The 15,324-nt window shown below is 49.0% G+C and carries 10 protein-coding genes and 3 tRNA genes; 7 read left to right on the forward strand and 6 right to left on the reverse strand.

Annotated elements, in window-relative coordinates:
- Nucleotides 1-127: 127 nt before the first annotated feature.
- The gene (gene ilvY, locus BZJ21_RS10675) at nt 128-991 is read right to left on the reverse strand and encodes an HTH-type transcriptional activator IlvY (protein ID WP_077669780.1); all 864 of its coding nucleotides are present in this window, start codon (nt 989-991) and stop codon (nt 128-130) included.
- 131 nt (nt 992-1,122) lie between these two features.
- Between ilvY and ilvC the strand changes: the two genes are divergently transcribed.
- The gene (gene ilvC, locus BZJ21_RS10680; RefSeq protein WP_077669763.1) at nt 1,123-2,607 is read left to right on the forward strand and encodes a ketol-acid reductoisomerase; all 1,485 of its coding nucleotides are present in this window, start codon (nt 1,123-1,125) and stop codon (nt 2,605-2,607) included.
- 124 nt (nt 2,608-2,731) lie between these two features.
- On the opposite strand, the gene ubiK is transcribed toward ilvC, so the two are convergent.
- The 4 genes from ubiK to BZJ21_RS10700 form a co-directional block, all read right to left on the reverse strand.
- Nucleotides 2,732-2,998: a ubiquinone biosynthesis accessory factor UbiK gene (gene ubiK / locus BZJ21_RS10685; RefSeq protein ID WP_021022177.1), complete on the reverse strand. Its 267-nt coding sequence runs from the start codon at nt 2,996-2,998 to the stop codon at nt 2,732-2,734.
- A gap of 100 nt (nt 2,999-3,098) precedes the next feature.
- Nucleotides 3,099-6,191, reverse strand: coding sequence for a multidrug efflux RND transporter permease subunit (locus BZJ21_RS10690; protein ID WP_077669764.1), 3,093 nt, complete (start codon nt 6,189-6,191; stop codon nt 3,099-3,101).
- A gap of 12 nt (nt 6,192-6,203) precedes the next feature.
- Nucleotides 6,204-7,310 (reverse strand): efflux RND transporter periplasmic adaptor subunit, encoded by a 1,107-nt coding sequence (locus BZJ21_RS10695; RefSeq protein WP_077577389.1) that lies wholly within the window; start codon nt 7,308-7,310, stop codon nt 6,204-6,206.
- Nucleotides 7,311-7,331: 21 nt separating this feature from the next.
- On the reverse strand, nt 7,332-7,892 hold the full coding sequence (locus BZJ21_RS10700) for a TetR/AcrR family transcriptional regulator (RefSeq protein ID WP_025744533.1): 561 nt from the start codon (nt 7,890-7,892) through the stop codon (nt 7,332-7,334).
- 167 nt (nt 7,893-8,059) lie between these two features.
- On the opposite strand from BZJ21_RS10700, the gene rep reads away from it, so the two are divergent.
- Nucleotides 8,060-10,087, forward strand: a complete 2,028-nt coding sequence (gene rep, locus BZJ21_RS10705) for a DNA helicase Rep (protein WP_077669765.1) — start codon at nt 8,060-8,062, stop codon at nt 10,085-10,087.
- A gap of 69 nt (nt 10,088-10,156) precedes the next feature.
- Here rep and BZJ21_RS10710 read toward each other — a convergent pair whose 3' ends face one another.
- On the reverse strand, nt 10,157-10,591 hold the full coding sequence (locus BZJ21_RS10710) for a c-type cytochrome (RefSeq protein WP_077669766.1): 435 nt from the start codon (nt 10,589-10,591) through the stop codon (nt 10,157-10,159).
- Between the two features lie 323 nt (nt 10,592-10,914).
- Between BZJ21_RS10710 and BZJ21_RS10715 the strand changes: the two genes are divergently transcribed.
- From BZJ21_RS10715 to BZJ21_RS10735, 5 genes are all read left to right on the forward strand, one after another.
- Nucleotides 10,915-10,991: transfer RNA gene (locus BZJ21_RS10715), tRNA-Arg, on the forward strand.
- 32 nt (nt 10,992-11,023) lie between these two features.
- Nucleotides 11,024-11,099, forward strand: a tRNA-His gene (locus BZJ21_RS10720).
- Nucleotides 11,100-11,123: 24 nt separating this feature from the next.
- Nucleotides 11,124-11,200 (forward strand) — tRNA-Pro (locus BZJ21_RS10725).
- 710 nt (nt 11,201-11,910) lie between these two features.
- Nucleotides 11,911-13,629 carry an ABC transporter ATP-binding protein gene (locus BZJ21_RS10730; protein ID WP_077669767.1) on the forward strand — a complete coding sequence of 573 codons (1,719 nt, stop codon included), beginning with the start codon at nt 11,911-11,913 and terminating at the stop codon, nt 13,627-13,629.
- Between the two features lie 90 nt (nt 13,630-13,719).
- Nucleotides 13,720-15,273, forward strand: coding sequence for an ABC transporter substrate-binding protein (locus tag BZJ21_RS10735; protein WP_077647396.1), 1,554 nt, complete (start codon nt 13,720-13,722; stop codon nt 15,271-15,273).
- Nucleotides 15,274-15,324 lie beyond the last annotated feature (51 nt).

Genomic DNA, 15,324 nt, shown 5'->3' on the forward strand with positions numbered 1-15,324 from the left:
CCGGCCTGTCACGCCGGGGGTCGCGGGTTCGAGTCCCGTCCACTCCGCCACTACTTAGAAACCCTAGCTGAAAAGCTGGGGTTTTTTGCGTTTAAGCCCCTGGATAGTGATGTTGGGGCTTTTTGGATTATCGCATCGTATCGAGTAGGGCATTGAGTAAAGGCTCTTTGGCGCGGGAAGTTTTACAACAAAGGCCTAGTTCGAGAGGTTGCACAATTTCTTGGCGTAAGCGCTCAACCTTGTCCTTTACTGGACTGTTATCAATCACCACATCCGGTGCAACACCAATACCACAGCCTAATGCCACCATACTGACTATCGCCTCGTGACCCGCTATTTGTGCGTAGACGTTTGGTTCGATGCTTTTGCTGGCTAGCCACTGATCCGCGAGATCACGGGCTGTCCCTGCTTCGGGCAAGATCAAAGGTGTGTGTTGCCAGTCAATGGTTTGCAGATCAATGCCACTGCTGGCCATTGCCGGCGCGATAACCGACAAGCTCACGGTATCAATGGGTTGAAAGACTAAACTTGACGACAAATACTTTGGTTTAGCGGCAATGGCAATGTCTGCACTATTGTCTTGCACCTTTTCTTCTGCCTGAGCGGGATCGCCGGTCAGCAGTTGTAGCTCGATATTTGGGTATTGCTGACGAAATCGCGCGAGGAGCTCAGGTAAATGGCTATAGCTGGCGGTGACCGAGCAAAAGAGCGTGAGTTTACCGCCGAGCAAAGAGGCATGTTCATTAATATTGGCTTTGGTGGTATGCCATAGTTGTAAGATTTCTCGCGCCACGGGTAATAACGTTTTTCCTGCGGGTGTTAAGGTAACGGCTTTGTTAGTCCGAATAAACAACGGTTGACCGATGTCCCCCTCAAGCCGTTGAATAATCCGACTTAAGGCCGATGGGCTAGCATGCATGGCTTTTGCCGCACGGGTATAGCTTTTGGTATCACAGAGGTGAAGAAAACCCGTAAGTTGTTTGGTGTTCATGGTGTGTTCTTGCTTTATTTGCAATGTCATGTTGTGAATATATCACTTTAGGCAATGTGACGGTTAAGGTAGTATCAAAATTAAGCGGTGAAAACACACCCAATCATGGATTCGAATCAATGGAGCACCCTATGGCGAACTACTTTAATACCCTGAATTTGCGTCAACAATTGGAACAATTAGGCGTTTGTCGATTTATGTCGCGCGATGAATTTGCCAACGAGGCCGAATTCCTCAAAGGTAAAAAAGTGGTGATTGTTGGCTGTGGGGCGCAAGGGCTTAACCAGGGTCTAAACATGCGTGACTCTGGTCTCGATGTGGCTTATGCACTGCGTCAGGCGGCGATTGATGAGAAGCGTCCTTCTTACCAAAACGCGGTCGATCATGGGTTTAAAGTGGGGAGCTACCAAGATGTGATCCCACAAGCGGATTTGGTGATCAATCTGACCCCAGATAAGCAACACTCCAACGTCGTAGAGACCGTCATGCCGTTGATGAAAGATGGCGCTGCGCTCGGTTACTCTCATGGCTTTAATATCGTCGAAGTGGGTCAGCGCATTCGTGAAGATATTACCGTCGTTATGGTGGCGCCTAAGTGTCCAGGTACCGAAGTGCGTGAAGAGTATAAACGCGGCTTTGGTGTGCCGACGCTGATCGCGGTCCACCCAGAAAATGATCCTAACGGCGAAGGCTTTGAGGTTGCGAAAGCATGGGCAGCCGCAACCGGCGGTCATCGTGCCGGGGTGCTAGCGTCTTCGTTTGTGGCGGAAGTAAAATCAGACCTGATGGGCGAACAAACCATCCTGTGTGGCATGCTGCAGGCCGGATCGGTTGTTTGCTATGAGAAAATGATTGCAGAAGGTGTTGAGCCGGGTTATGCGGGGAAACTTATTCAATATGGCTGGGAAACCATTACTGAAGCGCTGAAATTCGGTGGCATCACGCATATGATGGATCGCTTGTCCAACCCCGCGAAAGTAAAAGCCTTTGAGCTGTCGGAGTCGCTTAAAGAGCTTATGCGTCCCCTTTACAACAAACACATGGATGACATTATCTCTGGCCATTTCTCCGCGACCATGATGGCCGATTGGGATAATGGCGATAAAGATCTTTTCACTTGGCGTGAGGAAACGGCACAGACCGCGTTTGAAAACTATCCCGAGTCAGATGCCAGTATCAGTGAGCAAGAATTCTTTGATAACGGTATTTTGATGGTTGCTATGGTGCGTGCTGGGGTCGAGCTTGCCTTTGAGGTCATGGTGTCATCCGGTATTGTGGAAGAGTCGGCGTATTACGAGTCATTGCATGAGTTGCCGTTGATTGCCAACACCATTGCACGTAAGCGTCTTTACGAAATGAACGTGGTTATTTCCGATACGGCAGAGTACGGTAACTACTTGTTCGCTAATGTCGCGACGCCATTGTTGCGCGAGCATTTTATGCCAACGGTGGGCGCGGATGTGATTGGCAAAGGATTGTCAGAAACATCTAATCAGGTTGATAACGCCACCTTGATTGAAGTGAATGACCGTATTCGTCATCACCCGATCGAATATATCGGCGAAGAGTTACGCGGCTATATGACTGATATGAAGCAGATTGCACTTGATAATTAATCGCGCTTGATAACTAATTACGCTTAATAGCTAACTGCGCTCGATAACTGACTGCCGTCAGTTGAAATGATACGCAGAGATAAGCCTGGCCTGAGGGTCAGGCTTTTTGCGTTGATGCGATCGGTTATTGCTGGTTATCTTGCGATTGGCCGATCTTTGTTTCCATTTCTTCAAGCTTTGCTTCGAGCTCGGTGAGCTTTTGACGCGTGCGCAGTAATACCTGAGTTTGTACATCAAACTCCTCACGGCTTACCACGTCAAGCTTAGTCAGCTGGCCTTGAATGGCTTGGCGCACACGGCTTTCCATATCCGTGCCTAACTCTTTGACAGGCTGAGGCATGGCATCGTGAATTTGCTTGGCCATTTGCTCAAGTTTTTTCGGGTCAAACATGGAATACTCCTTTATTAACTGTCTTTATTCTATGTAAATACGTACAGCTTGTCGAAAGGATGACAAAAGAAAAGGGCCCGTAGGCCCTTAATAGGATGCATTAATGTGATGCACGATAGTCTTCATCGAGCTTATCAAGCTCATCGTCTTCGACAAACACCGGCAGCGGCTTGTGCTTGCTGGCCAGATAGGTATAAATCACTGGCAGAACGAATAGCGTGAATAATGTCCCGATGGCAAGACCCGCCACGATGACTATCCCGATGCTAAAGCGTTGTTCGGCACCGGCGCCGCTGGCAAACATAAGCGGGATAAGGCCTGCAATCATTGCAGCTGTTGTCATCAAGATCGGACGCAGACGAATTTTTGCAGCCTCTTTTACCGCATCCATTCGACTGGCTTGGTGATATAGCTGCTGCTCTTTGGCAACTTCACAGATCAAAATACCGTGCTTGGTAATTAGACCTATCAAGGTTATCAGCCCCACCTGCGAGTAGATATTCATCGATGACAGCCCCCACGCCAAAGCAATCAAAGCGCCACAAATCGCCAGAGGCACTGAGACCAAGATCACCAGAGGGTCGAGTAGCGATTCGAACTGAATCGCAAGCACTAAGTAAATAATCGCCAGCGCAAACAAGAAAGTTGCATACAGTGCACTGCCTTCAGTGACGTATTGACGCGATTCACCAAGATAATCGTGCTGATACCCTTTTGGCAGTTCTGCCGCTTTGCTTTCAAACCACTCTACGGCGGTACCCATGGTCACGCTAGGGGCAGCAACGGCACTAATCGTCGCGGCATTCAATTGATTAAAATGAGGTAACGAGCGCGGCTCGCCTGTCACTTCAATATCAATCAAAGAGCCGAGAGGTATCGAATCACCGTTGGCAGCGCTCACGTAGTAGCTTTCGATCGACTCAGGATTAAGGCGATATTTACGCTCAACTTGCGGGATCACTTCATACGATCGGCCGTCAAAGTCAATACGATTAATGTAGCCGTCGGCCATCATGGTCCCGATCGTCGTACCGATATCACGCATGGTGACGCCATACGATCCCGCTTTATCCTTATCAATATGGATATTCATGGTGGCGGAGTCGAAGTTAAGGTTAAGCTCCGAGTAAACGAAATTTGGGCTTGATTGCACTTCGCCCATGATTTCAGCGGTTACCTGATACAGGCTTTCGAAGTTATTGGGCGATGTCACCACAAATTGAATAGGCAAACCTGAGGAAGCACCTGGCAATTCCGGCATTTCGAAGGTGGTGACCTTCATACCTGGAATATCCTTCACTTCATTCGCCATGCGTTTGACTACCTCAGACTGGCTCGCTTCCCGCTCGCTCCAAGGTACTAATGAGGCGATACCAAAGGCTTGATTCGACTTAGGTACCCCGGAGAAGACTTGTGAGAAAGCCACTTCGGGTTGCTGGTCCAGTTTTTGGTTTACTTCCTCCATGCTGTTTTGGATGTAATCCAAGTTAGCGGTGGAGGGCGCAGTACCCATCATGACCACCACGCCTTTATCCTCTGACGGAGCAAGCTCACTAGGGATAAAGCTAAACAGCACCGGCAGGGAAGCGAATACAATCACCGCAAACGTCACGATCACCGGACGGCGCTCCATCACCTTGCTGAGCATACGCGCATACTTATCTGTCATCCCATCAAGGAAGCGATGTACTGCTAACTCAAAACGGCTCGGTTGCGCATTGGCTTTTAACAAGGTCGCACACATCACCGGCGAGAGCGTCAGTGCCACAATACCGGACACAAACACCGCCCCAGCAAGCGTTAATGCAAACTCCTTAAACAGGGAGCCGGTGATCCCGCCCATCATGGCGATAGGGGCATAAACGGCTGCCAGTGTTAGCGTCATAGAAATAACGGGCACTGCTATCTCACGGGTACCAATGATGGCGGCACGGAACGGCGACTCACCTAACTTAATATGACGGTCGATATTCTCGAGCACCACAATGGCGTCATCGACCACCAAGCCGATGGCCAGAACCATGGCCAGTAGCGTCATCAAGTTCAGTGAGAAGCCAATCATTTCCATCACTAGCGCTACACCAATCAGCGACAGCGGGATGGTAATAATGGGGATGATTACCGCGCGGAACGAGCCCAAGAACAGAGTAATAACCACCAACACAATTAACGCGGCTTCGATGATGGTTTTGATTACCTCATTGATTGACTCATTGATCGCATTCGACGAGTCATACAACACGTTCATTTCAATGTTGCTGGGCATGTTACGTTCCACTTCGGGCAACATGTCCACCACGTCGGCAGCAATATTGATCGGGTTGGCTGAGGGAGTAGCGTTAATGGCTGCGACAACTGCCTCAGAACCATTGGCAAGCGCTCGGACTCGGTCGTGACTTTTTTCCAGCGAGACGTTAGCAATATCGCCTAACCGCACGATGCGGCCATCTTGCGTATCAACCACCAGTTTGGCTAACTCTTCTGGCGTTGAAACTTGCGTATCCGCACTGCCGTTGTAGACCATAAAGGTACCGGTAGCTTGACCGGTTGCCGACTGGTAGTTATTGGCATCGAGTACTGACATGACATCAGTGGCACTTAGCTTAAAGGCCGCCATCTTTTCAGGATCAAGCCATACACGTAAGCCGTACTTCACCCCGCCATATAGATCGATTTTTGACACCCCACCCACAGTAAACAATTGGGGTTTAACCACGCGCTCAAGATAATCGGTGATCTGGCTCGAGTCGAGTTCTGGCGAGGTAAAACCGATATACATGACCGCGGTCGTAGAGCCGGTCGACATGGATACGGACGGATCTTCTGATTCTGCCGGGAGCTGTGCCCTTACCGAATTGACTTTGGCCAGTATATCTGCCAAGGCGGCATTCGGATCGGTATTTAGCTTCATGTTGACTGTGATTGTCGATGATCCCAGCACCGATTCTGAGGTCATAAAGTCAATATTGTCAGCTTGGGCGACAGCTTGCTCGAGCGGGGTGGTAATAAAACCCTGAATCAAGTCAGCACTGGCACCATAATAGCTGGTTGTGATGGTGACCACGGTATTGGTCATCTCCGGGTATTCCCTAACTTGCATCTTAAATAAAGACTGCAAGCCGAGCAGCGCAATCAGAATACTGATTGACGCAGCTAGCACTGGGCGCCGGATAAAAATATCAGTAAAGCGCATCACATCCTCGTCTTACAATTGAGGTAATTGTTCTGGTGGAGTGAGAGCGTCGTTGTCGACGATTTTCACTTTAGAGCCATTGCTTAAGCGCACCTGGCCGGACGTAACAACCTGATCGCCAGGCTTTAGACCGTCGATAATGCGTGCTTGATGGCCACGACGCTCGCCGACTTTAAGGACTTGTTGATAAGCGCGCTTTTCTCCATCTTCTTCACGGATCACATACACACTTTCACCGTATAGATTGAAGTTAATCGCGGTTTGATCAATCACGATTTGATTCTCAACCGTCGGCAAAACGATATCGGCGCGGGCGAACATCCCTGAGCGTAACTGGCCATCATTGTTGGGAATATTGGCTTCCACTTTAATCAGGCCGCTCTGGCTGTTGACCGCAGGCTCGATAGCACTGATAGAGCCGATGAATTCTTTTTCAGGATAAGCATCGACTGTAATGCGTAATGCCTGGCTTAGACGGAGCTTCGAGATATCGGTTTGCGGCACGGTAAAGCGCAGTTTCATTACCGAGGTATCTTCTAGCCGAGCAATATCGGTACCTGGCTGCAGGTACTCACCCATAAATACATTACGCAGGCCAATCACACCATCAAAGGGAGCTTGAAGATTACGACGTGCAATGGTGGCTTCAAGCGCATTAATGTCAGCTTGTAAAGAACGGTAATTCGCTTCAGCTTCATCCAATGCTTCTTTAGAAATCGACCCTTTAGTAAACAGTCCTTGATAACGTTTGAACTTGGCTTCTGCGGCGGGTAATCGTGCTTGCGTACTTGCCAAGTTGGCTTTTTCAACGCTAGAGTCGAGTTCAACCAGATTTTGCCCACGTTTAACGGTTTGGCCTGATTCAAAGTTGATCACATCCACCACACCGGCAATTTGCGTGGTTAAGGTGATCCCTTGATTGGGCTCAACAAACCCGATGGCATCCATGGTGGGTGTCCAGGGTTCAGCGTTAACGGTCACTGCCGTCACTGGGTGCGTCGGCTCTGGCATGTTTGCCATATACTCTGCAACCTTTTGCTGCTTAAAAAGGTTAAAGCCAATCACACTGCCAAACAGCAGCAGTGCAAGGATAACCATAAAGAAAAACCATTTTTTCATCGAAGTAAGCTCCGAGCGTCGTTAGTGAAGAGAAATTGCATCCCAGCAAGCTTGGATCGCATCTGCGATAGCATAACTGTCTAGAGTTATAACACCCCGAACCTGTTTGCGAGCTAAACAAAAAACGGGTTCAAGCCCCAAGGTGATGAGCACCTCATCGTCCAGTGGCTTAAAGCGCTTTTGCCGCTTACCTTCCTGAAAGACTTGATAAAGATCAGAGAAGGCCTCTCGCTCTTGCTGGGTTTGTGACTGATCATCGCGTGGCAGAGCATCAAACTGGTCACGAGATAATAATAAGTGATCGCGTTGTAGCATCATGGTCCACGTGTTGCGCCATAACCGCTCAAATTGATCTTTTAGGGTTGGTTCATCCTTTACCCCCTGTTGAATATGGGTCGCACATTGCATCATAAGGTGCATAGACAGTTGACGAAGCAAGTCTTCTTTATCGTTAAAATAGCGATAAATGGTGCCGGCGGCCACTTGCGCTTGGGTGGCGACCTGATGCATTGAGACCTTGTCGAGCCCACGCGTGGCAATCAGTTGCTCTGTCGCCGCGAATATTTGCGTACGTTTGTCCATTGATGATGAACTTACTAGTGAATGAACGTTCATTCATTTTAGAGTGAATTTTGTGCGTATGACAAGCATAAATTGTAGCAAGCTTGTTGAGCCTTGCTTGGGTGAGATAGACATCAGTAAGATTCCTTCTACAATGCCCTCTCAGCCATTAACGAGGTGCCGCCATCATGAAGCTTAATCCTGCGCAATCGGATGCAGTCCGCCATATTTCTGGCCCCTGTCTGGTGTTAGCTGGCGCAGGCTCGGGAAAAACACGCGTGATTACGCATAAGATCGCCTATTTGGTTCAACAATGTGGCTATAAAGCGCGTCATATTGCCGCGGTGACTTTCACGAACAAAGCGGCACGAGAGATGAAAGAGCGCGTGGCACAAAGCTTGGGTAAGCAAGAATCGCGCGGCTTGATGGTGTCAACCTTTCATACCTTGGGCCTGAATATTATCCGCCGAGAATACAAAACCTTGGGGTTAAAAGCGGGCTTTTCGTTGTTTGATGATCAAGACCAATTAGCGCTACTCAAAGCTCTGACCGAACAAGAGCTAGATAATGATAAAGACTTGCTGCGTCAATTGGTGCACACCATCTCCAACTGGAAAAATGCCATGTTGGGACCCGATGAAGCGCTGGCGCAAGCACAAGGTGAGCGGGACCAGTTATTTGCCGCCTGCTATGCGCGCTATCAAAAACAAATGCGGGCCTATAACGCGCTCGATTTTGATGATCTTATCTTGATGCCGGTGGCGCTACTTAGCCAAAACCAAACCGTGCGTGAGCGTTGGCAAGCACGTATTCGCTATTTATTGGTCGACGAGTATCAAGATACCAACACCAGCCAGTATCAATTGGTGAAGCTGCTGGTGGGTGAGCGATCACGCTTTACCGTGGTAGGGGATGATGACCAATCGATTTACTCCTGGCGAGGCGCTCAGCCGAAAAACCTGGTGTACTTACAACAAGACTTTCCGCGTCTGCATGTGGTGAAGTTGGAGCAAAATTACCGCTCAACCAGTCGAATACTGCGTGCAGCCAATATCTTGATAGCCAATAACCCCCATGTATTCGAAAAAACGCTATTTTCTGCCTTGCCCGATGGCGACATGCTCAAAGTGCTGACTGCCAATAACGAAGAGCATGAAGCGGAACGTGTGGTTGGGGAACTGATAGGCCACCGTTTTTTAGGGCGTACGCAATACAAAGATTACGCGGTCTTATACCGTGGCAATCACCAATCGCGTTTGATTGAAAAAGCCCTGATACAAAATCGTATCCCGTATAAAATATCAGGCGGCACGTCCTTCTTCTCGCGCGCCGAAATTAAAGACATCATGGCCTATTTGCGCTTGTTGACCAACCCAGATGACGACAATGCGTTTTTGCGCGTAGTCAATACGCCGCGACGCGAAATTGGCACGGTGACATTAGAAAAACTCGGCAGTTATGCCAATCAGCGCGGCAAGAGCTTGTTTGCGGCGAGCTTTGAGTTAGGCCTGACCCAGCATTTATCTGGGCGAGGGCTGGCTGCCCTGCAAGCGTTTACGCGGTGGATTGTGGAACTGTCTGATCAGGCTGAGCGGGGCGATACCGTGTCCGCGATACGATCACTGTTGCGAGATACACAGTATGAAGATTGGCTGTATGAGAGTTCATCCAGTCCCAAAGTGGCAGAGATGCGGATGAAAAACGTCTCACAGCTTCACAGTTGGATTGTCGCTGATCTTCAGGGGGATAATCCGGATCAGGTTGAACGAAGCCTGCGAGAAGTGGTTCAGCGCCTGACGCTGCGTGACATGATGGAGCGAGGCGAAGATGATGACGAGGCTGACCAAGTACAGCTGATGACGTTGCACGCATCGAAAGGTCTAGAATTTCCATACGTGTATTTGATCGGTATGGAAGAAGGCTTGTTGCCTCATCAATCGAGTATTGATGAAGATAATATCGACGAAGAGCGGCGTTTAGCTTACGTCGGATTGACCCGTGCGCAAAAGGCGCTGACCTTTGTCGTTTGCAAAGAAAGGCGTCAGTTTGGCGAGCTTATCAAGCCACAACAAAGCCGTTTTCTCGACGAATTGCCGTTTGATGATCTTGAGTGGGAGTCGCAGAAAAAACCTGTGTCTCAAGAAGAGAGAATGGAAAAAGGGCAAGCGGCGATCGCTAACTTAAAAGCCATGCTCGATAAAAACAAGTCATCCTAAACACAGTCTTGCTCAGTAAGTAACGCCGCGAAGGCGGCGTTATTGTCAAACGATTGATGAGCGGTGCTATTAGAGTGCGTCGAGCATGTGCTCGATAGCCGCGACGATTTCATCATCCGAACAGTCCATACAGGTGCCTTTGGCAGGCATCGCATTAAAACCGTTGATCGCATGTTTGGCTAGGGTTTCCATGCCTTTATCAACACGTGGGCCCCAAGCGGCGGCATCACCGGTTTTGGGGGCGCCAGCTGCACCAGTGCTGTGACAGGCTGTGCAGTAAGTATTATAGACCTGGTCACCGCTACGTGGGCCAGTTGGCTCTGCTGCCGCCGTTTGCGTGGGGGCTTCTCCATCAATATACACGTCACCCACAGGTGCAATGCGCTCGGCGATTGCGGCTTTTTCTTGTTCAGACACTTCTAATGCTTGCGCAGCAGAAGCAAATAGTAGGGCTGCTACCGAGGCAACCATAATACGACCTAGACTTTTTCCCTTTGCGCTCACAATGACACTCCCACATTACTGGTGGCTTAACGCCTTTTTTATGTTATTTGCCGCCAACCTTAAGGGGTGAATCAATCAAGAGTGATTCGGTTGCGGCCTGTCAGTCTCGTCTCAACGGATTGGCCAACCTCGCTAGGTTAACCCCGTGTAAAGATTAGGTGATTATAGCGCTTTAGATTGTTACGTTAAACCGTTATAGTAGAGACCTTACTGACGATTTCTACGCGATTTGTTGAAAAAGAGACCAGTCAGTAAAAAAATTAAAAAAAATGCTAGACGGCTGGTGGTGATATCCGTAATATTCGACACCGCCAACGGGGCAAGCGCCCGTAGCTCAGTTGGATAGAGTGTTGGCCTCCGAAGCCAAAGGTCACAGGTTCAAATCCTGTCGGGCGCGCCATTCCGGGATAGGAATATGGCAGAAAATCAGTGGTGGCTGTAGCTCAGTTGGTAGAGCCCTGGATTGTGATTCCAGTTGTCGCGGGTTCAAGTCCCGTCAGCCACCCCATTATTTTCGCACTAAGCGATATGTCGGTGAATAGCGCAGTTTGGTAGCGCATCTGGTTTGGGACCAGAGGGTCGGGGGTTCGAATCCCTCTTCACCGACCACTATTACAAACCCTAGCCTAATGGCTGGGGTTTTTCATTTATATCTGTTCGCCGAGTGCAGAGGGTCGGGGGCCGGAAGCCCGGTCGCATCGAATCCCTCTTCACCGACCACTATTACAAACCCTAGCCTAACGGCTGGGGTTTTTTCGTTTTCTTCCTTCTCCTCTTTCTTCTCTGTTTCTCTTCTCTGTTTCCTTTTGTCTATTCGCTGACATAGAAAATAAAATACGGAAATTAGAGCGCTATCAAGGTTTAGCGAGATAAAAAGTCATCAATTGGTCATAAATTCACAACTGATCGATATAACTGCTATACCTGTCTTTGATAAGGATAAAAAACTACTTAATAAGTAACTTATAACTTATGAAGTGTGTCCATCATTTATAAATCAGTCATTATCACTACGGATGTTATGTGGCTGTTAATTCAGATGGCTTTATTCTATGCGTGATTTGCTTTAAAACAGAGGGAGTGGGAATAGCTTATATCTTTATGATATGAAGTGTGTTTTGTGTCTTGCCGCCGGGCAAGTGCTGGTAGTTAGATGAATGAATATCCGAGATGATTAGGCCTTTATGGTGTTTTCTTCTGTGATGTTGATTTTTTGTGAAATATTTGCCAGATTGGAATCGCATCTCTCCAAGGCGAGGCAGCCCCTTGTTTTGGTTAGCACGTTGATCGTCACCTTTTGACGATATCAAGGATGAAAAATGTCACTGCTAGAAGTTAATAACCTCCGAATAGAGTACCCGTCTCGCCATGGTGTCCACGCGGCCGTGACCTCGCTGTCATTAACGATTGAGCGTGGTGAGATTGTCGGCGTGGTCGGTGAGTCCGGCGCAGGTAAATCAACCGTTGGAAATGCGGTGATTGATTTACTTAGCCCTCCAGGACGCATTGCCAGTGGTGATGTGTACCTCGATGGTCAAAAAATATCGGGCCTGACACCCAATCAAATGCGCAAAGTGCGTGGCGATAAGATTGGCTTTATTTTTCAAGATCCCATGACCTCGCTGAACCCGTTATTTACTGTCGAGCAACAGCTGACAGAAACGATAATAACCAACCTTAATCTGACGTCCCAGCAAGCCTATCAGCGTGCGATAAGCCTGATGGAGCAAGTCGGGATCCCAGAGCCTGAGTTGCGTATTAAGCAGTATCCGCATCAATTTTCTGGTGGGATGCGTCAGCGCGTGGTGATTGCGGTCGCATTGGCCGGTGAGCCAGATTTAATTATCGCTGATGAGCCAACGACAGCATTGGATGTTTCGATTCAAGATCAAATTCTCAATTTGATTCGCGATTTATGCCAGCAGAAAAATGTGGGTTGTATGTTAGTGACCCACGATATGGGCGTAGTGGCGAATGTGACTGATCGTGTCGCGGTCATGTATCGAGGTGACTTAGTTGAACTCGGCACCACACAGCAAGTGTTGGGCGATCCGCAACATCCTTATACCCAAAGTTTAATCTCCGCCGTGCCACGTTCCGATATCAAACTGGATCGTTTTCCTTTGGTGAATTACATCGAAGAAGCAGGCGAAACCCTTGAGCTGGATGTGAAGAACCACTGGCTAGGACAAAGCCAAGACCAACGCGCTTATTCTGGCCCCTTGTTACAAGTAAAGGACGTCTCGTTGCGATTTGTGACCAAGGATTCGTTTTTTGCCAGCCGTCGCGAATATGTCCAAGCCTCGGACCACGTCAGCTTTGATATTGTTGAAGGGGAAACTTTTGGTCTGGTCGGCGAGTCAGGATCCGGGAAGTCAACCATCGCTCGGGCGATTACCGGGCTGTATCCGCCCAATACCGGCCAGATTATTTTTGAAGATATCGATTTGACCGCGATAAAAAGTGAGCGGGCCCGTCGTCCAATCCGTCGTCAAATGCAGATGGTGTTTCAAAACCCCTATTCATCCATGAATCCGCGGATGAAGATTTATGACATTATCGCGGAGCCGATTCGCTTTCACCGCTTGGCAGAAAGTGAGTCGCAAATCCGTCAAATTGTCGGAGACTTGCTCGATCACGTGGGATTAGGCCGTGGTGCTGGGATCAAATATCCGCATGAGTTTTCTGGTGGCCAGCGTCAGCGTATCTCGATTGCCCGCGCACTGGCGACGCGACCACGGTTGCTGATTTGTGACGAGCCAACCTCCGCGTTAGATGTCTCTGTTCAGGCTCAGATCTTAAATCTGCTTAAAGATCTGCAAGACGAGCTCAATCTGACCATGTTATTTATCAGCCATGATTTACCGGTGATTCGTCAAATGTGCGATCGCATTGGGGTGATGCGTAAAGGTCAGCTACTTGAAGTCGCTCCAACCGAGCAACTGTTTACTGACCCACAACATGAATATAGCCGTCATCTTATCTCATTAATGCCTGAGTTTAAGGGAATGAGCACAGAAGGTTTGCAACCGGCATAGCGTGCTATGTCGACGCGGCCAAGGGCCGCACCGTATCTATGATGCAAACACAGCAGGGGGTATATCCCCTACGCATAAAGGAGCTATGCAATGAAAACAATGAAGAGCAAGATAGCCGTGGCACTCATGGCCGCTGGCCTAAGTTTTAGTGCTGCCGCTGCCGACATTACAGTGGCTTATGACGCGGATCCCGTTTCTTTGGATCCGCATGAGCAACTGTCTGGTGGTACCTTACAGCTATCACACATGGTCTTCGACCCCTTGGTCCGCTTTACCCAAGAGATGGACTTCGAGCCTCGTCTTGCCACCTCGTGGGAGCGTATCGACAATCAAACCGTGCGTTTCAACCTTCGCGAAGGGGTCACTTTCCACTCCGGTAACCCATTTAGTGCTGATGACGTTGTTTGGACGTTTGATCGTTTGAAATCTTCGCCGGATTTTAAAGGGATTTTCACCCCAATCGTTGACATCAAAAAAGTCGATGAGCACACCGTTGATGTGGTCACCGACGGCACCTACCCACTGGTAGAAAACGTGATGACCTACGTGTTCCCCATGGACAGCAAATTCTATAGTGGTGAGACCGAAGACGGACGCGACAAATCTGAGCTGAAGAAAAATGGTTCAACGTATGCATCAACACACTTGTCAGGCACAGGGCCGTACGTGGTCGACGAACGTGAACAAGGCGTAGTGGTTGAATTTGACCGTAATGAGAATTACTGGGACAAAGACAGCGTAGGCAATGTCGACAACATCACGCTGCGTCCGATCAAAGAAGATGCCACCCGTGTCGCGGCACTGCTATCGGGTGACGTCGATATGATCGCCCCTGTATCGCCCAACGATTATCGTCGCATCGATCGCTCTGATAATTTGCAGCTGGTGACCATGCCAGGTACACGCGTGATTACCTTCCAAATGAACCAAAGTGTGGTGGATGAATTTAAAGACCCGCGTGTCCGTCAAGCGGTGGCGTATGCGGTCAATAACGAAGGCATCGCGCAAAAAATTATGAAAGGCGCCGCGACACCGGCAAGCCAGCAAAGCCCAGTCGGTTATGCGGGTTACAATGCCGATCTCGCGCCTCGTTATGACTTGGCGAAAGCGAAAAAGTTGATGGAAGAAGCCGGTTATCCTGATGGTTTTTCTGTCACCATGATTGCCCCCAATAACCGCTATGTGAATGATGAAAAAATCGCTCAAGCGGTATCCGCGATGATGGCGAAAATCGGCATCAAAGTGGATTTACAGACCATGCCAAAAGCGCAGTACTGGCCTGAGTTTGATAAGTGTGAAGCCGGTATGCAAATGATCGGCTGGCACCCAGATACGGAAGATTCGGCTAACTTTACCGAGTTCCTCACCATGACCCGCAACGCTGACACGGGTAAAGGGCAGTATAACTGTGGCCATTACTCGAACAGTGAAGTGGACAAACTGGTACTCGATGCGAATTCAGAAACGGATCTGGAAAAACGTAACGCGATGCTGCAAAAGGTCGAGAAGATCTTGTATGACGATGCGGCTTTCCTTCCTCTGCACTGGCAAGATCCGTCTTGGGCAGCCAAAAATAACGTTAACATCAAACCGATCGTTAACGGTATGAACTTCCCTTACTTCGGCGATTTAGTGGTCGAGTAATGGATTGACACAGGGCCCCAATCCTGGGGCCTTGATTCTCCAATCGCTTAG

This window comes from Salinivibrio costicola subsp. alcaliphilus, from assembly GCF_001996185.1.
Lineage (GTDB): Bacteria > Pseudomonadota > Gammaproteobacteria > Enterobacterales > Vibrionaceae > Salinivibrio > Salinivibrio costicola.